Origin of the sequence: Sphingobium sp. B7D2B (genome assembly GCF_025961895.1) — a bacterium.
GTDB lineage: Bacteria > Pseudomonadota > Alphaproteobacteria > Sphingomonadales > Sphingomonadaceae > Sphingobium.
Map to the genome: position 1 here is coordinate 17,527 of NZ_JAOQOM010000001.1, position 20,129 is coordinate 37,655.

The 20,129-nt window shown below is 62.4% G+C and carries 19 protein-coding genes and 1 other RNA gene; 5 read left to right on the forward strand and 15 right to left on the reverse strand.

All coding sequences use genetic code 11. The features are described from left to right. The first annotated feature begins 89 nt into the window (after positions 1 to 89). The 4 genes from M2341_RS00100 to M2341_RS00115 all read left to right on the forward strand — a co-directional run bounded on the left by M2341_RS00100 (position 90) and on the right by M2341_RS00115 (position 3,324). The gene (locus tag M2341_RS00100) at positions 90 to 1,865 is read left to right on the forward strand and encodes an SLC13 family permease (RefSeq protein WP_264577121.1); all 1,776 of its coding nucleotides are present in this window, start codon (positions 90 to 92) and stop codon (positions 1,863 to 1,865) included. Between the two features lie 78 nt (positions 1,866 to 1,943). Continuing rightward, positions 1,944 to 2,373, forward strand: an RNA gene (gene rnpB, locus M2341_RS00105) — RNase P RNA component class A. A gap of 100 nt (positions 2,374 to 2,473) precedes the next feature. Further along, a complete protein-coding gene (locus M2341_RS00110) occupies positions 2,474 to 3,013 on the forward strand; it encodes a J domain-containing protein (protein ID WP_181561186.1) in 540 nt (179 codons plus the stop codon). Next, positions 3,010 to 3,324: a (2Fe-2S) ferredoxin domain-containing protein gene (locus M2341_RS00115; protein ID WP_264571732.1), complete on the forward strand. Its 315-nt coding sequence runs from the start codon at positions 3,010 to 3,012 to the stop codon at positions 3,322 to 3,324. Before M2341_RS00110 ends, M2341_RS00115 begins: the two co-directional genes overlap by 4 nt. A gap of 32 nt (positions 3,325 to 3,356) precedes the next feature. Here the strand turns inward: M2341_RS00115 and M2341_RS00120 are convergent, their stop codons facing one another. The 7 genes from M2341_RS00120 to hisB all read right to left on the reverse strand — a co-directional run bounded on the left by M2341_RS00120 (position 3,357) and on the right by hisB (position 8,600). Next, positions 3,357 to 4,880, reverse strand: a complete 1,524-nt coding sequence (locus tag M2341_RS00120) for an amino acid permease (RefSeq protein ID WP_264583765.1) — start codon at positions 4,878 to 4,880, stop codon at positions 3,357 to 3,359. 114 nt (positions 4,881 to 4,994) lie between these two features. After that, the gene (locus M2341_RS00125) at positions 4,995 to 5,372 is read right to left on the reverse strand and encodes a histidine triad nucleotide-binding protein (RefSeq protein WP_264583766.1); all 378 of its coding nucleotides are present in this window, start codon (positions 5,370 to 5,372) and stop codon (positions 4,995 to 4,997) included. Positions 5,373 to 5,392: 20 nt separating this feature from the next. Further along, a complete protein-coding gene (locus M2341_RS00130; RefSeq protein ID WP_264583767.1) occupies positions 5,393 to 5,707 on the reverse strand; it encodes a phosphoribosyl-ATP diphosphatase in 315 nt (104 codons plus the stop codon). A gap of 60 nt (positions 5,708 to 5,767) precedes the next feature. Next, a complete protein-coding gene (hisF, locus tag M2341_RS00135) occupies positions 5,768 to 6,532 on the reverse strand; it encodes an imidazole glycerol phosphate synthase subunit HisF (RefSeq protein WP_264583768.1) in 765 nt (254 codons plus the stop codon). Between the two features lie 110 nt (positions 6,533 to 6,642). Next, entirely contained in the window at positions 6,643 to 7,389 is a 747-nt protein-coding gene (gene hisA, locus M2341_RS00140) for a 1-(5-phosphoribosyl)-5-[(5-phosphoribosylamino)methylideneamino]imidazole-4-carboxamide isomerase (protein ID WP_264583769.1), read from the reverse strand. Beyond that, positions 7,386 to 8,000: an imidazole glycerol phosphate synthase subunit HisH gene (gene hisH / locus M2341_RS00145; protein ID WP_264583770.1), complete on the reverse strand. Its 615-nt coding sequence runs from the start codon at positions 7,998 to 8,000 to the stop codon at positions 7,386 to 7,388. The genes hisA and hisH overlap by 4 nt, the downstream gene beginning before the upstream one ends. A gap of 6 nt (positions 8,001 to 8,006) precedes the next feature. Beyond that, the gene (gene hisB / locus M2341_RS00150; RefSeq protein WP_264583771.1) at positions 8,007 to 8,600 is read right to left on the reverse strand and encodes an imidazoleglycerol-phosphate dehydratase HisB; all 594 of its coding nucleotides are present in this window, start codon (positions 8,598 to 8,600) and stop codon (positions 8,007 to 8,009) included. Positions 8,601 to 8,709: 109 nt separating this feature from the next. On the opposite strand from hisB, the gene M2341_RS00155 reads away from it, so the two are divergent. Further along, entirely contained in the window at positions 8,710 to 9,189 is a 480-nt protein-coding gene (locus M2341_RS00155; protein WP_181561177.1) for an SspB family protein, read from the forward strand. A 35-nt stretch (positions 9,190 to 9,224) separates the two neighbouring features. Here the strand turns inward: M2341_RS00155 and M2341_RS00160 are convergent, their stop codons facing one another. The 8 genes from M2341_RS00160 to M2341_RS00195 form a co-directional block, all read right to left on the reverse strand. Then, on the reverse strand, positions 9,225 to 10,520 hold the full coding sequence (locus M2341_RS00160) for a YceI family protein (RefSeq protein WP_264583772.1): 1,296 nt from the start codon (positions 10,518 to 10,520) through the stop codon (positions 9,225 to 9,227). A 298-nt stretch (positions 10,521 to 10,818) separates the two neighbouring features. Continuing rightward, positions 10,819 to 11,130, reverse strand: coding sequence for a hypothetical protein (locus M2341_RS00165; RefSeq protein WP_264583773.1), 312 nt, complete (start codon positions 11,128 to 11,130; stop codon positions 10,819 to 10,821). Further along, positions 11,127 to 11,321 (reverse strand): hypothetical protein, encoded by a 195-nt coding sequence (locus M2341_RS00170; protein WP_264583774.1) that lies wholly within the window; start codon positions 11,319 to 11,321, stop codon positions 11,127 to 11,129. Before M2341_RS00170 ends, M2341_RS00165 begins: the two co-directional genes overlap by 4 nt. Beyond that, positions 11,318 to 12,055, reverse strand: coding sequence for a hypothetical protein (locus M2341_RS00175; protein ID WP_264583775.1), 738 nt, complete (start codon positions 12,053 to 12,055; stop codon positions 11,318 to 11,320). The genes M2341_RS00170 and M2341_RS00175 overlap by 4 nt, the downstream gene beginning before the upstream one ends. Continuing rightward, positions 12,052 to 14,106: a hypothetical protein gene (locus M2341_RS00180; protein WP_264583776.1), complete on the reverse strand. Its 2,055-nt coding sequence runs from the start codon at positions 14,104 to 14,106 to the stop codon at positions 12,052 to 12,054. The genes M2341_RS00175 and M2341_RS00180 overlap by 4 nt, the downstream gene beginning before the upstream one ends. A 971-nt stretch (positions 14,107 to 15,077) precedes the next feature. After that, positions 15,078 to 16,565, reverse strand: coding sequence for a sulfatase (locus tag M2341_RS00185; RefSeq protein WP_264583777.1), 1,488 nt, complete (start codon positions 16,563 to 16,565; stop codon positions 15,078 to 15,080). 10 nt (positions 16,566 to 16,575) lie between these two features. Beyond that, positions 16,576 to 18,039, reverse strand: coding sequence for a sulfatase-like hydrolase/transferase (locus M2341_RS00190; protein ID WP_264583778.1), 1,464 nt, complete (start codon positions 18,037 to 18,039; stop codon positions 16,576 to 16,578). A 2-nt stretch (positions 18,040 to 18,041) separates the two neighbouring features. After that, positions 18,042 to 20,075 (reverse strand): sulfatase-like hydrolase/transferase, encoded by a 2,034-nt coding sequence (locus M2341_RS00195; protein ID WP_264583779.1) that lies wholly within the window; start codon positions 20,073 to 20,075, stop codon positions 18,042 to 18,044. Positions 20,076 to 20,129: the final 54 nt, after the last annotated feature.

Sequence of the window (20,129 nt, forward strand, 5' to 3'; positions counted from 1 at the left end):
CACACTGAAATCCATTTCGGGCGTTTGGCGGGGATGATGACAGCGAGGGTGGTCGCGCAGCGCCGCGACGGGCTTGGGGGGAGAACGCGATGACCGGGCCGCAATGGCTCTCGATCGCCACGCTTGCCGGCATGATGGTGCTCTTCCTCTGGGGGCGCTTCCGCTATGACGTCACGGCCGTCATCGTTCTGCTCTTCGCGGTCCTGATCGGCATTGTCGATCCGGCCGACGCCTTCTCCGGCTTCTCGGACGATATCGTCATCATCGTCGGCTCGGCGCTGGTACTTTCGGCCGCCGTGCAGCGCTCCGGCGCGATCGAGGTGGGGCTGAAATTCGTCGCGGGCCGTGTGCGCCATGTCCGCTCGCAACTGCTGCTGCTTACCGCCACGGTCGGCACGGCCTCGGCGCTGGTCAAGAATGTCGGCGCGCTTGCCATGCTGATGCCCGCCGCCTTCCAGATGGCCAAGCGCAACAACGCCAGTCCCTCGGTCTTCCTCATGCCCATGGCCTTCGCCTCGCTGCTGGGCGGGCTGATGACGCTGGTCGGCACCTCGCCGAACATCATCGTCAGCCGCGTGCGCACGGAGATGACTGGCGAGCCCTTCGGCATGTTCGATTATTTCCCGACGGGCTTCGGCCTGTTCATCGTCGGCCTGCTGTTCCTGCGCTTCGGCTACCGGCTGCTCCCGCGCGATCGGCGCGGCGCGGCGACCATGGGCGATGCCATGGACATCTCCGGCTATGTCACCGAAGCGACGGTGCGCGAAGACACGCCGCCCGACGGTGAGACGATCGCCGCCTTCCTCAAGCGCCACGATCATGAGGTGCAGATCACCAGCCGTCTGCGCGGCCGGCGTCCGCTCTCGACGCAGGGCAATGCGCGGTTGCAGGAAGGCGACGTGCTGATTCTCTATGGCGAGCCGGATGCGCTGGAGCGGGTCATCGCCCGCGACGCGCTGGAGCTGGATGGCGAGACGCGCGATCTGCCTGAGGGCAGTGAAGGGGACGAGATCGGCGTCACCGAGGCAGTCGTGACGGCCGAGTCCCCGCTGGTCGGGCAGAGCGCAGAGCGGCTGCTCCTCCAGCAGCGCTATGGCGTCAACCTCATCGCCGTCTCGCGCGCCGGGCAGATGCTCGGGCGCAAGCTGGGGGAGATCAATCTGCGCGCGGGCGATGTCATCGTGCTGCAGGGGCCGCTTGGGCTGCTGCCGGCGCGGCTGCGCGATCTGGGCGCGCTGCCGCTGGCGGAGCGGGGCGTCAAGCTGGGCAAGTCACACCGCGGCTGGCTGCCGCTGCTGATCCTCGCCGTCGCCATGACGGCCACGGCGAGCGGTTATGTGCCGGTAGCCATCGCCTTCTTCGCCGCGGCCGCGCTCACCGTCATCAGCGGCGCGTTGCCGGTGCGGGAAGCCTATGATGCGGTCGAGTGGCCCATCCTCATCATGCTCGCCGCGCTCATCCCGGTCAGCGACAGCATCCGCAGCACCGGCGCGTCTGATGTCATCGCCACCAATCTCGCTCATGTCGCCGCTGCCCTTCCCCCCTGGGGCGCCGTCGCACTGATTCTGGTCGCAGCCATGGCCGTGACGCCGTTCCTCAACAATGCCGCGACGGTGCTGGTGATGGCCCCCATCGCCGGCGTCTTCGCGCATGACTTGGGCTACCGGCCAGAAGCCTTCCTCATCGCCACCGCCGTGGGCGCGGGCTGCGACTTCCTCACGCCCATCGGCCATCAGTGCAATACGCTGGTCCTTGGCCCCGGCGGCTACCGCTTCGGCGACTATGCCCGCCTGGGCGCGCCGCTCTCGCTGCTGGTGGTGCTGATCGGCACCCCGCTCATCATCTGGACCTGGCCGCTGCAGTGAGGGAGCGAGGACCGGGGAAATTGGAAAGAATCGCCGCGTACGTGACTCCCCTCTCCCGCGCCGCTATAGCCCCGTTCGCCAGGCGGTCGGGCGGCCGCGGCGGGCGCTTGCGTCCGGCGAGGAAAGTCCGGGCTCCACGAAACAACGGTGCCGGATAACGTCCGGCGGCTCTCCTCGCGGGAGTTAGGGACAGTGCAACAGAGAGCAGGTCACGTTCGCCTTCGGGCTTGGGCTTCGGCCGCGTGAACAGTGAAAGGGTGCGGTAAGAGCGCACCGCGTCCCCGGCAACGGCGGACGGCACGGTAAACCCCACCGGGAGCAAGACCGAATAGGGGCGGCGCGCAGGTCTTCGGGCCTGCTAGGCTTGTTTCGGCCGAGATCGCCCGGGTTGGTTGCTTGAGGCCCTGCGAGAGCATGGCCCTAGAGGAATGGTCGCCCATCCGCATGCGCGTCCCTTATGGGATACGGCGGCGGTGGACAGAACCCGGCTTACAGACCGCCTGGCATTTTGCTGATCGCCTGCAGGGCAATAGCGCGACCGTCGCGATGGCCGCATTTTCACCGCGCTACGGTGGATTTCACCACGAACCCGCACTAAGTGAGATCGGATGGCCAGAAGCGGACGGAACAATGACTGGGGCTTTCCCCGCTGGCGCAGCTATGGCTCCGCGCGGGAAGCGCAGGCCGTTCGGCTGTGCGACCGGCATGGCTGCGACCAGCCCGGCAACTGCCCCGCGCCCAAATCGCCCAACAGCCCGGACCGCTGGTATTTCTGCCAGGCTCATGCCGCAGAGTATAACAAGGGCTGGGATTATTTCGCAGGGCTGGACGAGGAAGAGCGCAACGAGCGCATGCACAATGAGCAGCGCGACGCCTCCGGCTATCGGACCAGCGCCCATAATCAATGGGCCGGCCCCGGCGATGGCACCCGCTCGCGCGACGAGATGCGCGCGCTCGATGTGCTGGGGCTGGAGAGCGATGCCGATTTCGAGGCGGTGAAGCGGAGCTGGCGCGCACTTGCCAAGGAGTGCCACCCCGATGTGCGCCCTGGGGACGCCGACGCCGCCACGCGCTTTCAGGCCATCCAGGCCGCTTATGACGTGCTGCGCGTGGCCGAGGAGCGCAAGAGCTGGAAGCCCGCGCCATGAGCGCCCGTCAGGTTAGCAGTCGCTGGTCCAACGCGGTGCTGGTCTGTCGCAAATGCGAAAAGAAGATCAAGGGCGGCGGATTCGGGCCGGAGGGGAACAAGACCCTCGGCAAGGCCCTGCGCAAGCATCTGCAGCTCGGCAAGGGTCGCAAGGCCGGTGCCGGCATTCTCGAGGTCGGCTGCCTCGATATCTGCCCAAAGCGCGCGGTGACCGTGGTCGACACCAGCAAGCCGGACCGATGGCTGATCATCCACCCCGGCGCCAATCTGGATGTTCTCGCGCACGATCTGGGGCTGCGCAACAAATCCTGAGATGATCGATGCGGCCCGGCTGGCCGGCACCGTCAGTCGATGGGCGGCACGGGCTGCGGCGGCGCGTCGGGATCGGCCTCATGCACCTCGACGGTACCGCGCCCCACATGGCTGCGCGAGCGGCTATAGGCGAAATAGACGATGAGGCCGACTACAGCCCAGGCCACGAACATCAGCTTCGTCTCGATACCGAGCTTAAAGAAGAGATAGATGCAGCCGAGGATCGCGACCGGCGCGGTGATGGCGATGGCCGGTGTACGGAACGGCCGCTTGCGCGTCGGGTCCGTCCGCCTCAGCACGAGCACGGCGATGGAGACGGCGGCAAAGGCAAACAGCGTGCCGGAATTGGAAATGTCGGCGAGAATGCCGACCGGGAAGAAGGCCGCGAACAGGGCCACGAAAACGCCGGTGATGATCGTGATGACATGCGGCGTGTGGAACTTGGGGTGGACCTTGGAGAACACCGCCGGCAGCAGCCCGTCCCGGCTCATGACGAAGAAGATGCGCGTCTGGCCGAACATCATCATGAGGATGACCGACGGCAGGGCAAGACCAGCAGCCAAACCGATGAGGTTGCCGATCTGCGGCCAGCCGATCTCCCGCATCGTCCAGGCCAGCGCTTCTTTCGAGCAGACCACTGCCTGATCGCCGATGGCCGCGCACTGATCGGCCAGCGCCTTGCTGCCCGGCGCCAGCGCTTCCCCGGCCGGGCCCATCAAAGGCTGCGAGCCCACCGTGCCGACAACCCCGGCAGCAACCAACAGGTAGAAAATCGTGCAGATGGTGAGCGAGCCAATGAGGCCGATCGGCATGTTGCGCTGGGGATTCTTGGTTTCCTCCGCCGCCGTGGAGACGGCATCGAAGCCCACATAAGCAAAGAAGATCGACGCCGCCGCCGCGCCGATGCCGCCGAAGCCCAAAGGCGCGAAGGGCGAGAACTGCTCCATGTTCATCACCGGCAGCGCCAGCACGATGAACAGAGTGAGCGCCGCGACCTTGATCACCACGAGCACGGCATTGACCATCGCGCTCTCACGCGTGCCGATGACGAGCAGCCAGGTGACCAGCAGGGCGATGCCCATGGCGGGCAGATTGACCAGACCGCCATCGAACGGCCCGCGCACCAGCATGTTGGGAATGTCGATGCCCAGCGCATGCTCGAGCAGGCCGACGACATAGCCGGACCAGCCGACCGAGACGGCCCCCGCCGCCACGGCATATTCGAGGATCAAGGCCCAGCCGACCATCCAGGCGATCAGCTCGCCCATCACCGCATAGCTATAGGTATAGGCCGATCCCGAAACCGGGACCATCGAGGCCATTTCCGAATAACAGAGCGCCGCCACGGCGCAGACGAAGCCGGCGATGACGAAGGAGAGCATCATGCCCGGCCCCGCCTTCTGCGCCGCTTCCGCCGTCAGCACGAAAATGCCGGTGCCGATCACGGCGCCCACACCCAGCATGGTCAGCTGGAAGGCCCCGAGCGATCGGTGCAGTGATTTCTTTTCGGCAGTGGCGAGAATGGCGTCGAGTGGCTTGATGCGGCCAAAGATCATGCGCGTCTCTCTATACAGCGCGGCCGCAGCCGCTCCCCCTGAACTGACCGATAAGCCTATAGGCTTATCGGCGACGCGCAAGGGGCTTGCGACAGGGGAAGAGGCAAACCGCGCTCAGCGCGCCAGCATCGGCCCCAGCGCGCGTCCGCCGAACAGATGAACGTGCAGATGCGGCACTTCCTGCCCGCCATGCGCGCCGACATTGGCGAGCAGGCGATAGCCCGGCTCCACCAGCCCCGCCTCCCGCGCAATCGTGCCGACTGCGCGCACGAATGCCGCGATCTCGCCCTCGCTCGCGCGGGCCGAGAAATCATCCCAGCTCACATAGGCGCCCTTGGGAATCACGAGAATGTGCGTCGGCGCCTGCGGGGCGATGTCGTGAAAGGCGAGGACATGATCGTCCTCGAACACCTTGTTGCAGGGGATGTCTCCGCGCAGGATCTTCGCGAAGATATTGCTCTCGTCATAGGGAAGGGTCGGGTCGATCGCCATGGCTCACTCCGGAAAGACGGTCATTTCGGACGGTTGGCCTTCTCATCCAGCCCGGAAACGCCCTCGCGCCGGTCCAGCTCGGCGCAGACGTCGGCGAGCGTGACGCCACGCTCGGCCAGCAAGACGAGCAGGTGGAACAAGAGGTCGGCCGCTTCGCCGGTCAGGGCCCCCTTGTCCTCACTCAGCGCGGCGATCACCGTCTCGACCGCTTCCTCGCCGAATTTCTGCGTCATCTTGCCCAGTCCCTTGGCGCGCAGGCGGGCGACGTAGGAACTGTCGGGATCGGCCTCGCGCCGGGCGAGGATGGTCTGTTCGAGGCGAAAGAGGCTGTCCATGGCGCTTGTCCTTGCCGCTGCGCCGCCGGGCGTCAATGGCTTTTCCGGCTGACGCCGCGCTCAGGGGTGACGGACGGGAATGCCCGCAGCGGCCAATGCCGCCCGCGCCTCACGCACGCTGTGCTGGCCGAAATGGAAGATGGAGGCCGCGAGCACCGCGCTGGCATGGCCCTGCGTCACGCCCTCGACCAGATGATCGAGCGTGCCGACGCCACCGCTGGCGATGACCGGCACGGTGACCGCATCGGCAATGGCGCGGGTCAGCGCAAGGTCATAGCCCTGCTTCGTACCATCGCCATCCATGGAGGTGACGAGCAATTCGCCCGCGCCAAGCTCCGCAAGCCGCGCCGCGTGAGCAAGCGCGTCGATGCCGGTGGCGCGACGGCCGCCATGGGTGAAGATTTCCCAGCGGCCCTCACCGACCCGCCGGGCATCGACGGAGGCCACGATGCACTGGCTGCCGAACCGATCCGCGATCTCGCTCACCACTTCGGGGCGCGACACGGCGGCGCTGTTCACGGCGACCTTGTCCGCGCCGGCGAGCAGGAGCGCCCGCGCATCCTCCGCGCTGCGCACGCCACCGCCGACGGTGAGCGGCATGAAGCAGACTTCCGCCGTGCGCGCGACGATATCGAGCAGCGTGCCGCGATCCTCATGGCTGGCGGTGATGTCGAGGAAGCATAATTCGTCCGCGCCCGCCGCATCATAGACCTTCGCCTGCTCGACCGGATCGCCGGCATCGCGCAGGTCGACGAAGTTCACGCCCTTGACCACGCGGCCATTGGCGACATCGAGACAGGGAATGATGCGGGTGCGGACGGTCATGGATTTACGCCCCTACACCCGTTCGTGTCGAGCGAAGTCGAGACACGCGAGGACAGTGCTGGGCGTGTCTCGACTTCGCTCGACACGAACGGGGTGTGGAAGCGCGATCATCATCCGGCATTCGCCACCGCAATGGCCGCGCGCAGATCGAGACGACCGTCGTAAAGCGCCCGGCCGGTCACCACGCCCTCGATGCCATCGCCAGCATGGAGGCTGAGCACCCGAATGTCCGAGATATCCGCCACGCCGCCACTGGCGATCACGGGAATGTCCACGGCGCGCGCCAGTTCGACCGTCGCATCGATGTTCACGCCCTTGAGCAGGCCATCGCGGCCCACATCGGTGAACAGCAGCGAAGCAACCCCGGCATCCTCGAAGCGGCGGGCGAGATCGACCACCGGCATGTCAGATTTCTCGGCCCAGCCGTCGGTCGCGATCATGCCGTCGCGCGCATCCACGGCGACGACGATGCCGCCGGGATACTCCGCCGCCATATCCTTGACGAACTGCGGGTTCTTGAGCGCCGCCGTGCCGATGACGACACGCGACACGCCGAGCGCGAACCAGCCCTGCACCGCCTGCGGATCGCGAATGCCACCGCCAAGCTGGACATGGCCGGGGAAGGCCTGGACGATGGACGCAATCGCTGCGCCATTGACGGCATGGCCGGCAAAGCTGCCGTCCAGATCCACCACATGCAGGAAATCCGAGCCTTGCTCGGCCCAGATCAAGGCCTGCGCGGCGGGATCGTCGCCATAGACGGTCGCCCGATCCATATCGCCCTCGGCCAAGCGGACGACCTGCCCGCCCTTGAGATCGATGGCGGGAAAAACGATGAACGGCGGAATTTCACTCATGGGGCCCACTCCAGAAAGCGGGCGAGGGTCGCAAGGCCATAGGCCTGGCTCTTTTCCGGATGGAACTGAACGCCCAAAATATTGTCCTTGCCGACCGCCGCCACCAGCGGTCCGCCATGGTCGGTGGTGGCAACGACATGCGCCGCCTCCGCCGCCTCGAAATGATAGCTGTGCAGGAAATAGGCCTCACCCGGCTCGACCAGCGGATGGGCGCGCGCGCCGACAACATCGTTCCAGCCCATATGCGGGATCTTGATCGCCGGATTGTCGCGCTCGATGCGCCGCACCGTGCCCGGAATCCAGCCCAGCCCTTCATGCCGCCCGAACTCCTCGCCGGCATCGGCCAGCAACTGCATGCCCACGCAAATGCCGAGGAACGGCCGCCCGACCTCGAACACCGCCTCGTGCATCGCCTCGATCATGCCCGGCAGCGCGCGCAACGGCTCGATGCAGGCGCGGAAAGCGCCCACACCCGGCAGCACGATGCGGTCGGCCCGGCGCACCACCTCGGCATCGGCGGTAATGACGACGCCATGCGCCCCGGCGGCCCGGAGCGCATTGTGCACGGAGTGGAGGTTCCCCGCGCCATAATCGATGAGCGCGATGGTCATGGACTGTCAGCCGCCCAGCGTGCCCTTGGTGGAGGGGATCGCATCGCTCTTGCGCGGATCGATCTCCACCGCCTGTCGCAGCGCGCGGGCCAGCGCCTTGAAGCAGCTCTCCACGATGTGGTGATTGTTGCTGCCATAAAGGTTCTCGACATGCAGGGTGATCCCCGCCGACTGCGCGAAGCTCTGGAACCAGTGCTCGATCAGCTCGGTGTCCCACTCACCCAGCCGATGCATGGGGATCTCCACCTTCCAGACCAGCCAGGGACGACCGGAAATGTCGAGCGCGGCGCGGGTCAGCGTCTCGTCCATCGGCGCGTGCGCCTCGCCATAACGGGCGATCCCGCGCTTGTCCCCGAGCGCCTTGGCGATCGCCTCGCCGACCGCGATGCCGGTATCTTCGGTGGTGTGGTGCTGGTCGATATGCAGATCGCCGACCGCCTTCACGCTCAGATCGATCAGCGAATGGCGCGAGAGCTGCTCCAGCATATGGTCGAGAAACCCGATGCCGGTCGAAATGGAATAAGTGCCGGACCCATCGAGATTGACGCTCACCTCGATATCGGTCTCGCCGGTTTTCCGCCTGATCTCCGCGCTACGCATGGTTGCGGCCTATAACGCGCGCGGCGGACCATGCAATGCGCTTCTCGACCGTTAACGGCTGTAACGCTCTGTGCTTGACCGGCGAGCCCCCCGCGCTAGGACTGTGGCCATGACGGAAGAGCCAGCAGACAGCCTGATTCCCTATGACGAAATCGTGCAGGAGGCGCTGCGTGCGATTCCGGGGCGCGTTTTGCAGGATATTGCGCTGACGGGCGTCCTGCCGGGCAATCATCATTTCTACATCACGTTCAAGACGCAGGCGCCGGGGGTGAGTATCCCCACCTGGCTGGCGGAGCGCTTCCCGGACGAGATGACTATCGTGCTGCAGCACAAATTCTGGGATCTCAAGGTTACCGATACCAGCTTCGAGGTCGGCCTCACCTTCAACCAGGTGCCCGCGCATCTGGTGATCCCGTTCGCGGCGCTGCGCTTCTTCGTGGACCCGGCCGTCAACTTCTCGCTGGAATTCCAGGTGATGGAGAGCGGCGAGGCCGTCGAAACCATGGAGATGGCGGAGAACGATACGCCGGTTGCACAGGCCGAAGACGGCTCCAACGTGGTGACGGTAGACTTCGGCAAGAAGAAGTAAGGGCCAAGCGCGACCCGAGCGCGCCCTGCTCCCGCTTATTCCGCCCGCTTTGCCTGAAAATTGAAGCTGATCGTCACGGCATCCGGAATCGTGCTGGTGTCGGACCATTCTCCGGTTCCAACGCCGAAGGCCGTGCGGTCGATGCGCGTGGTGCCGCGGGCGCGCGCAACCGTTCCGTCGATATCCAGCGTAAAATCGAGCGTTACCGGCTTTTGCTGCCCGTTGAGCGAGAGCGTGCCCGTCGCGCGGTAACGATTGCCGTCGCGATGCGTGATGCGCGTTGCCCGGAACGTCGCGCGCGGATGCGCCGCCACGCCGAAGAACTCGTCACCGCGTAGCATGTCGTCGCGCTGGCTGTCGGCACTGTCGACCGACGCCAGATCGACCGTCACGGCGATGCGCGAGCCGGGCAGATCATCCGGGCTGAACAAAATGTCGGCATCCCAGCGTGAAAAGCCGCCTTCAATGTCGGAGCCGGAATAGGCCGTGTGGAAATTGAGCGTGCCGCCGCGCTGCACCGTCCAGGCGACGGCCTTCTGCGCCTCCGCCTTGGCGGGCTCATCGGCAGGCGCCGCTGCCTGATTGACCGCCACCGCGTCTTCGGCTGCGTTGCTGGCGTTGACAGCAGGGTCACCCGCATTATCCGCGGCCGCCACGTTTGATGCCGAAAGATCGGCATCCGCTTGCGCCGAGGCCTTGCCGCCGAACGGCAGCACCCAGGCCAGTGCAAAGGCCGTCAGCGCGCCCGCGATCGCGAGACCCGCCACCATATTGAGCGCGCCTCGTCTGCCCAAGGCGCTAGGCACCATGCGGCCAAGAATATCCTTGCGCAAAAAGTGGTGCCGCAGTGCTCCCGCGACATGCAGGATCACCAGCCCAGCCAGGAGCCAGCCAAGCAGGCTGTGCACGGCTTCCGCCGGGTCGTGCAGGGCAGCGCTCACAGGCAGATGCGGCCATGGAATGACGCCGAACAGCAATGTCGGCACCTTGATCGCCGAGGTCGAGACGATGATCCAGCCCGTGAGCGGTCCGAGGATCATCACCACATAGAACAGGGCGTGGACACCGCCGGCGAGGGCGGCAAGCAGCAGGCTCGTGTTGAGCGGGCGGGGCCGCGGCACCAGCAGCCGGATCACCAGACGCGCCACGCTGAGCAGCAGGATGCTGATGCCGATCGTCTTGTGAAGCTGATAGGCCGCGAACTGCGGCAGGCCGGTCAGATCCTCCAGGCGCCATCCCAGCGACACCTGAAAGAGCAGCAAAGCGGCAAGCGACCAGTGCAGAATAATCGCGGCAAGCGAATAGCGCGCAGGCGATTGATGCAGGCTCATGTCCGTCGCGTTCCCCCAACACCCAGTCGAATAGAGTGCCGCCGAACCTGCCAGCCGGACAGACGCTTAGCAAGCGGGTTGGGGAGCGGTGTAGCACTTCGGCGAGGGCGAGCGCTAAAAAGGCAAGGAAGTTGAAGTAGCCGCCAGACCGAGACGACCGCACAAGACCCGCCGTTGGGGAAAAATGGTGCCACAGACGACAAAGATGGGCACTCAAATCACCGAGAAGTTTCTATTGATCGTGCGTCATAGGGCAGCTTGGAAAGGTCCGTGAGACAACCCACCCTAAAATCGGACGTTAATCCCTCGCGTCGCGGAGCGCTTCCAGTTCGGCCAGCCTCACTGGATCGCCGGCGGCAAGCGTTTCCTCAAGGTAGAAGCTATAGGGTATGTCGAGCACCAATTTGTGGGCCTCGCCGCTATATTCTGAGGCGATCACAGGAAATGCATCGACCAGCTCTCGAAGAAAAGCTTTGTCCAGATCTTGAAGCCTCGCTGCCATATCCTCCATCATGAGGACAGACACATCAAGATCTAACAATTCCTCATCAGTCATATTCAAGAACAGAAAAAAATCTGCGACCATTCTGGCGATTTGTTCAACAATCATGGCTTGACCACCCTTACCTTGATGTTGGTTATCTTCATTTTTTTAAACAGCTTAAGCGCAGCAATACGCTGAGCTTCATTTGGAACCTCCCAAGTTCCGATGGAGCGATTATGCGCTAAAGCCTCTGATTGGCGCAATAGCTGAGCGCGGGCGTGCGGGGCATCTACGACCTTGAATTTCCTGTCGATCACATATTCCCCTGCACGCCATCGAACTTGACCGGCCGTCTTGAGCCATCCGGCATCGTCCGCATCAACGTGGGCGCCTGGTCGGCATAATACCCGTCAGGGAAGCGCTGTATTAAGGTACGCAGCGCCGGACAAGAGTTGCCGGCGCGCGCCCACAATGCCTCCTCTTCTTGCGATGGCCCTGCGCTCAAGCCAAGATCGACCCAAAGGCCGATCAATGTCGGAATGAGGGCAATCACAGCGAACATTGCGGGAGCGATGAAGGCCATTTGCCGCAGGAGCATGTTGCGCGGCGCATTCGGCGGCGGCGGATCACGCCCCGCGATCTTGTATTGGGCGGCCGTGACAACGTCGCGAAGATAGAGGGCTCCGCCAAAGAAGCGGCGAATCGACCCAGGCCTAGTTCGCCAGCCAGACAAGCGATAGATGGTCCCCGCGCCGTTTAGCGGTGGTTTGCACCCATCCTCGACAATAACATGGATAGCCTTGAGCTGCGCGACAGCATGCGCTGCTAGGTCTTGATAAAGCGTCGCGGCTGGATCACAGGCGCTGCCGCTCCAGATCAAAACAACGGCGCGCGCGCGGTCTACCCGCTCGAGGATGCCTTCAAAGCTGGAAGGCTCGGACGGCTCGACCTGCTCCCACCAAATATCAAGGCGATGCTCGATCATCGCATCAGCGATCGGTTGCGCTACCACATCGTCTCGAGATAACGAGAGAATAATCGCTTGGCTCATTGCCGCGCATCCTCGCTCGCGCGCCTTCGCGCATCCTCCAAATGGGATCGCTCATCGTCGGCGAGCAGGTGGCGGGCGTCCATCGCTTCGAGATGTCGGACGACATCCTTCCACCGCACACCGGACTTAGGTATCTTCGCAAGCGACCAGAGCGTGTTGCCCAGATCATAAGCGAGATCTCGCCAATCCGGATTGTCACTCACAAGACGCTTCTGGATAACGAGCGCCTCGTTCAGTTTTTCGGAAGCGACAGTCAGATTTTTTCGCTCGATTTCGAGCGCGCCCTGTTTCTGCGCTGTTTCAGCAAGTGCACGCTCAGTTTCCGAGGAATGTTCAGCCATCGTCACAGCTTTTGAGAGAATGGCGTACGATCGGCGAAAGCGCAGATCGGCTAGGTCGAGATCGCCGTCTTCCTCGAAGGCAATCTGGCCGAGAACTTGGTGGGCCAGTCCCAGATCATAGCTGACCTGAGGATATTCCCCATAGTTTTTGGCCAGCCATTCGCTGGCTTGCACTGCATCAGAATAAAGCCTTTTAGCGTCATCGATCGCGCCGGCATAATAGGCGTCATATCCCTTCCGGAACATCTTTAAGATGATGTCACGCTGGGAGGAAAATGAGAGTTTGCCTGCCCGGTCAAGGGCCTCTAAAATGGCACTGCGCTTCTCGCGAAAGCTCTTTGCCTCTCGCATGTGCCCCATCTTGCTCATAACGTCATCAAGCCTGTCAAATCCGAGAATGAGATGCTCCTGATGTGAAACTGAAGCCGGATCGGCCCTTGCGAGATCTTCGGTAATCTTCACACTCTCCACATAGTTAGTTCGGGCGGCTTCCAGGCGGCCGAGGCCTAGATTTGCATCGCCGAGGTTGCCGAGGATTGCCGCTTGATCAGCTCGCCAGACCGACGAATGCGGATCTTTCTGAAGACCTAGGGAGGTAATATCCTGGCTTTGTATGAAATATTGCAAGGCGATGTCATGCCGGCCTTCCGCCTCTGCGACCAAGCCAAGATCGGCGTAGTTTGCCGCCAATGTAAGCTGGATGGCAGAATTGTCCGGATTGTCTTTGGACAATTCCGTCCACATTTCCAGCGCCTCTTCGAACGCGAGCTTTGCCTTCTTCGTGTTTCCCACTTGCAGAAGGGCATAGCCAAATTTGCTCATGAGTGGGGCGAAGTTCAGGACGAATTCCGGGTCAGCCGATGCATCATCAAGATACTTTTTGGAAACCTCGTAGGCCGCTTCGTAGTTAATGAATGCAGCTTGGTAGTCGCCTCTAACTCTCTCGAGGTCGCCAATCCCGATGAGGGCGAGGGATCGTTGCTTATCGCCTTTCGAGACGTTGAGGGCTTGCTTCGCGGCTTTAATCGCTGAAGGCATATCGCCGACAGTCACATAGAGGTTGGTCAGCCGGATCCAGTCCGTCGGATCGGATCCGTCGACTTTAACGACATCGAGGAACTTCTGAATTACCGTTTCGCTCGTTTCCTGCCCTTTGTCCCGCCTGTCCAAGAACTGCAAAGCGAAGAAGCGGCGCTCGTCTGAAAGGATGACATCTTGCGCTTTTAGAAGATCACTCGCCATCGCTTTGGCACGCTCCCAAGAGGTGCGATCATCCTGGTTTAGAAGTTCAAGGATGCGCTGTCCCGTTTCCGAGTTGAGCAGAGGTTGGCCGGCTTCGATTAGCGCGCGTCGCTCGCGGGCATAGTCAGCGCTGCGCCGCGCAAGCTCAGCGGTGAACTGCTCCTGTGCGCTGGCAGCTTGCGCTTCGGCACGATCAAGGGCCGCGAAGGATACACTAACCCTACTTTCCGAGGCCGACAGCCGGGCCTTGAGGGATCGGATCTGCCCACGCCCCGCTTCAGCCGCAGCGTAAAGGCGGCGAATCTCATCGTCTGCATATTTCTTGAATTCCCGCGCTGTGGCCTCGGCTTGATAGGTGTTGGTTGCGATCAGATTTGATTGATATGCGGTAAAGCGCTGCGTTTGCGCCATCGCCAGCCCTGGCATCGTCGCGATTACCACACCCACCAGAAACATAGTTCGAGACATGCCAACCTCACCAATGGGTATATTTCTGAGCTGATGTTGTGATCATTGCAGAATCTTCACCACGGATACCAGCGCGGTTGGAGCAAGGAAAATCAAGAACTGTTCGTTCGCGCACATGAACATAGGCATTCTAGCGCTCTGACTGCCGGGGATGGGAACTGCTTAGCTCCTAGGGCAACCTTGCCAAGATCCCGCCCCGCAACGGCCATGCTGCCCCGCTAAGTCTTTCTTCGCGTGCAACTTCCGACCAGAAGCGCGAATAAGTCCCGAGGGCAGCGGTTTGAATGCGGCGGGCTGCGACGGGAATCATCGTCTCGAAACGAATAAGATGCTCGCGCAAGACTTTCCATAAAGTCCATCTAGGGATCAATACAGCGATTACCGGGCGACCTTGCCCCTCCGAGATTCAGCGGGAGCCCTCAAACTCGGCCTACTTAAATCGATTAAGAATTGCGCCTGATTTGGTATGCATATCTGTCATCACGGAACGGGCGACGGATGGCAGATCCGGCCAAGCGGACGTCAGTTCATGGCGCTCGGAATGAGGCAAGATCGTAGGACAGTCCCAGCAGCTGCTTTTGGTCACGTCGGACGAAGAGCCGCCGTTCGTTCAGCTCGGCAGCGCATCTGTCTTGAGAGCAGAGTGTCAAGGCGGCTTTTGGGGACGTTCCGGAATGTCTGCTTGTAGGTGTGGATGAAGGCAAAGCGGACGTTGTGGCGGCAAGCGCGATGGCTGCTCTCGACCAGAATGCGTCGTTCGGCGATCGGGTTTGGAACGGCAGCTTACTCCAGAACCGGTCATTTGCTTAGCGCAGAGCGGTGTGGCGTTACGCTCCTCAAGTCTGGTCCTCGCCAGCGTGCTGAACGAAATGCAATTTTAGGAACCGTTTTGCGCTGCTAGGGTTGGCAATGAACGCGAACATGCGCGCCTCTGAATCGCGGCATACCCAAGTTCGCAAAACGCCAGCCAATCAGTCGCCTGCAATCCGATATCGCTGAGGGTTTTGAAGTAGAACCGGCACTTCACCTCGCAACGCGCGGCGATAATTCTCGAGCTGGGGATCGAGCGTGCGCTCCATCTGCTGCAGCATGAGGCGTTTCATCCGCTCCGCGATCGGTCGGTGGGCTTCATCGTCGATGAGATTGACGCGCTGTCCCGGATCGGCCTGCATGTCGTAGAGCGCAAGCAAGTGACCATGGATATATTGGTCGACGCGTTGCGCAATTCTGGCATCGGTCTGCGCCGCCTTGGCCATGGCGGGATAGGTCAGGCCCCACATGCTTTCCAGCTTGAGCTTGGTCTTACCGTCTGCCCACGCTGTGAAGTGCAATGCGTATCGCTGGTCTTGCAGGGTCCGCGATGGATAGAGCCAGCCACTGGAAACATAATCCACGTAGGACATGACGAACGGCTGCTGGACGGCACCTGCCCCTTTCATCAGCGGCACCCAGCTATGGCCGTCAAGGTTGACGGGCCGATCGATGCCGAGAAGCTCCAGCAGCGTCGGCAGAATGTCGAGATTGCTCGCGAGATTGTCGAAGCGGCGCGGTGCCGTCATGCCCGGCCAGCGCAGAACGACCGGCGTTCTGATCCCGTGATCATAGCAGGTCGCCTTGGCGAAGGGGAACGGCATGCCGTGATCGGAGACGAACAGGACGATCGTGTCATCAGCCGCGCCGCTTTCCTCCAGCGCTTTGAGGATATTGCCGACGGCAATGTCGAGCCGCTGGGCAGAGTTCCAATATTGCGCGATCTCTTGCCGTATTTCGGGAAGGTCCTCGAGATTGGCCGGTACGGTGACGTCATCGGGACCGAGCGGATTGGGGATCCGATATGGCCCCTCTTGCCCGTGATCCAGTTCCTCGGCATCCCGGCTGCCATAGAACGGCCGATGCGGGTCGTTGATATTGCAGTTGATGAAGAACGGTTTGTACTGAGCCTGCGCCTGGGTGATCGCGAGCCGGGTCAGGTCGGCATGGACCATCGGGTGCCGGTCCTTTCCTTCCTGCTTCATGTGCCATGGGAAGGAGGTCGCAGGCTGCATATGCCCGATCTTGTGGCTCGCCGCGCAATAATAGCCCTCTGACGCCAGCAGGGAGCAGAGCGTCAGGGTGCCTTCATGCATGGGGAAGAAGCCGTTGCCGCCGTTGCGATGCGGCAGCAGCCCGCTCATGAACGCCTGGCGGGACGGCATGCAGATCGGCGCGACGGTTCGGACCTGTTCGAAGACATGGCTCTGGCTCGCCAGACGGTCCAGATTCGGTGTCAGATCGCGCCGCCCGTTCATGAAGCCGAGCGCTGTCCAGTCGATGTCGTCGGCCGTGATGAGGAGCAGGTTCGTGCGCTTGCGCTTGTCGCGCTTCACATAATCGCGGTCCTGAGCCAGGCCGGGCATGGCCATCAGGGCGCCCGATGCGATGCCGGCCATCAGCAGCTGGCGTTTTGAGAAGCTGATCACGATGTCTTCCTTAATATACGAATTCTGTCTTCCGCCCGCCGATGATCATCTCGCGAGTGGATTTGAGCGGCCACATGGCTTCCGGCAAGGAGGCATCGAAGCGATCGACCTTGTCCTTCATCGCACGGACGCGATCCGGCATGGCGGAAGACAGGTCATTCACTTCCCAAGGGTCAGCGTCGAGGTCGTACAGGCGTGTCTGCGCCCAGTCGTCGGAATGCCAGAGCTTGAACCGCCCTTCCCGGATGGCCCGCACCGGCCGCTGGCTCCACATCAAGGTCCGCTCGGCCCCCGCAGGGTGCGCAACGGTGGCAACGAGATCGAGCCCCTCAAGCTCTTGCGGGACCGCCTGCTTGGGCGCCGCCGCCTTGAGAATGGTGGGCAGGATGTCAATCGAGCTGACGGGCGCGTCGACTCTCCCTCGCTGCTTGAGGCCATTAGGCCATGACATGAGGAAGGGGACACGGGTTCCGCCTTCAAGATAGGTGAATTTTCCGGCGCCCCACGGGTGATATTCCGGACAGTAGCCAAACTGCACGGGGCAGCCATTGTCTGAGAGGAAGATTACGATCGTGTCGTCGCGCACGCCAGCGTCGCTCAACGCCTTGAGGATTTGCCCGACGCCGATGTCGAGCGCATCGATCATCGCCACATAGGTGCGGCGCACAGGGTCGGTTATCTCGGAGCGATTGTCATAATAGACCTTCGGCACCTGCAGCGGCCAATGCGGGGCGTTATAGGCGACGTAACCGAAGAAGGGCTCGCCCGACGCGGCACTGCGCCGGATGAAGTCGACGGTGCGATCGGTAATCGTTTCCGTCAGATACTGGTTCGGCTGCTCCACAATCTGCATGTCCGGCCCCTCGAACAGGCGGCCCCCGCCTTCCCGCTTGGCGGGTTCGTAGCGATCGGCCTTGGTCGGTGTCGTGACCAGCCCGGGCGTGTCTGGCTCGGCATAGATTGTTTCACCGGCCAGGAAGCCGAAGAACTCATCGAAGCCGCGACGGGTCGGATAGAATTTCGGTTCTGCGCCTTGATGCCATTTGCCGAAAACAGCAGTTCGGTAGCCCAATGGCTTCAGGCGCTCAGCGATCGTGGGCACGTCGGTGGGCAGACCTGCCCCCGCATCCAGATTGCCGCGATCATTGATGTTGTACATGAAGCCGTAGCGCGCCGGGGTTCGCCCGGTCAAAAGCGCCGCGCGTGATACGGCACAAACGGAAGCAGCAACATAGCCCGCGGAAAAGGTCACCCCCTGCTCGCCAATGCTATCGATATTGGGCGTGTTGATGGTGCCTGCCTTGTTGATCGAAACGTCCGTCCAAGGGAGGTCGTCCACCAGAATGACGATCACGTTTGGCTTCTTCTGTGCCTGCTGCGCTTGCACCTTGCTCACCGGTGCGACCGGAGCATTGGTGCAGCCTACGATCCCGAAGAGGCTGGCAGCGGCCAGCATTTTAACCAGGGTTTTCATGATCAGCCTTCGATGTTGGATTGTTTGCCGAGCCGATCGAGTTCGAAGATCGGCATGGACGGTTGGTAGCGATCCGTGAGCTTGGCCTCGAGGTAGAGGGCACAGCTCCGAACAAACAGGTAAGGATCGCTTCTTGCGGCGGAAATTTGTGGGAGCACCTGCTTGGCCAGATCTGGCGCGCAATAAGTCAGCCCATTGATAGCCTGAAGCCGCACCGGCTCGGATTGGCTCGCATCCAGAAGACCTGCGAGCGCCCGGACGCCCGCTTCTCCAAGACCGAGATGCGTCGCTGCCTCCGCCGCTGCGATGCGCACTTGGGGACTCGGATCAGCCGCCATGACGGTCTGAAGCCGCCCTGCCGCCGGCCTAGCCGCTGATCCCATGATGAGAAGACCGTTGGCGGCCCAGTAGCGCATCACCGCATCTGGATGGGACAGGAGCTCGGCAAAGCGATCAACGTTCGCCGGGTCTCCACGCGCCGCATCCGCGGCCAGCGCCATGATGTCCTTGAGGGAATAGGCGCCGGGCACACGGCTGGCTTCATACCCCTCGGCGGCCATGCCTTCCGGGATGAAGCCATTGTCTTGGATGGCGAGCATATGGGCATCGAGGGCGCGGCTCATGCTGTTCAGACGGTTCTTGAACTCGGCACGGACCGCCAGATTGTCGACCTGATCGGGGTCGCTCCTTAGATCGTAAAATTCTTCCACGGGGCGAGGCTCGAAAAACCTCCGCTGGTTGCTATCGCACTGGCCCGCCAGATACGCCCGCTCATAGGACTGATAGCCCTTGGCGAGCCAGGCGAAAGCCTGATGCTGACCACAGGGCCGGTGCGGCGCATAGTTGCGGATGTATCGATAGCGGCCATCCGTCACCGTGCGGACAAAGTCGTAGCGCTCGTCCATCCGGTTCCGCATCCCGAAGGCGAAGCGCTTGGAAGGGACACGACGTGCTCCGAGAAATGCCTCTCCCTGCATCGTCGCAGGGGCACGCTTGCCGGCCAGGGACAGCACGGTCGGCGCAAGGTCAATGAAACTGACCGGTGCTTCGACCGCGCTTCCAGGGCGATGCGGCGCCAGATGCGCAAATTTGGGTGGCACCCGCACCACCATGGCGCAGCGCAATCCTTCATCATAGCAATAGCGTTTGGAACGCGGGAGTGAGCCGCCATTGTCGGAATAATAAAAAACGATCGTGTCGTCTGCGAGGCCATCTGCTTCCAGCGCGTCGAGCAGACCGCCGACCTCCGCATCCATCTGCTCCATGAGATTATAGTAGCTGGCAAAATCCTCCCGGATTTCCGCCGTGTCTGGCAAGTGGGCAGGAACTTTTATGTCTGACGGGCTCACGCGGCCAGCCACCGGATTGAACAGGATGGATTCGTGCGTGGTCATCAGGTTGAAGACCGACATGAATCGAGTCCCCTCCGGGCGGCCACGCCAGTGCGCTTGCGGACCTTGCGCGCTCCAGATCGCATCGGATTTGACGTCGCAATTATAATCGGTCTTCGCGTTGTTGGAGCAGAAATAGCCTGCCTCGCGCATCAGCTCCGGATAAGTGCGGATAAAGCCCGGCAGATGAGCACGGGCGCGCATGTGATGCGCCGGGCCGCAGCTCTCGGGATATACCCCCGTCAGAATGCCGAAGCGCGAGGGCGCGCAGACCGGCGCGTTGGAATAGACATTCCGATACAGAATGCCCTCATTCGCCAGCCCGTCGATAACCGGCGTATGGGCTAAGGGATCGCCATATGCGCCGATGAACGGGTTATTGTCCTCACTGACGATCCAAAGGATGTTCGGCAAATCGCCTTTCGTGGCACGCACGGCCGACTGCGCACCCGTCGCTGTTGCAAGGGCAGCCATGCCAGCGACGATCTGTCGGCGCGTCGTGAGCCCCCTGCCCATTAAATGTTTCCTGACCAACAGAGCTTGGCTGTCAGCGCGGATCGGAGAGGCGCAGTATCGACAGTTGGCTTCTGCAGTGGCCAGGACGGTTGGACAGATGGGAAACGCGCAGAGAAGAACTGCGTCCAACTTGGCCCTTGATTTGCAGCGATCATCGCAGCTGATCCTTCTCCTGCCGACGAT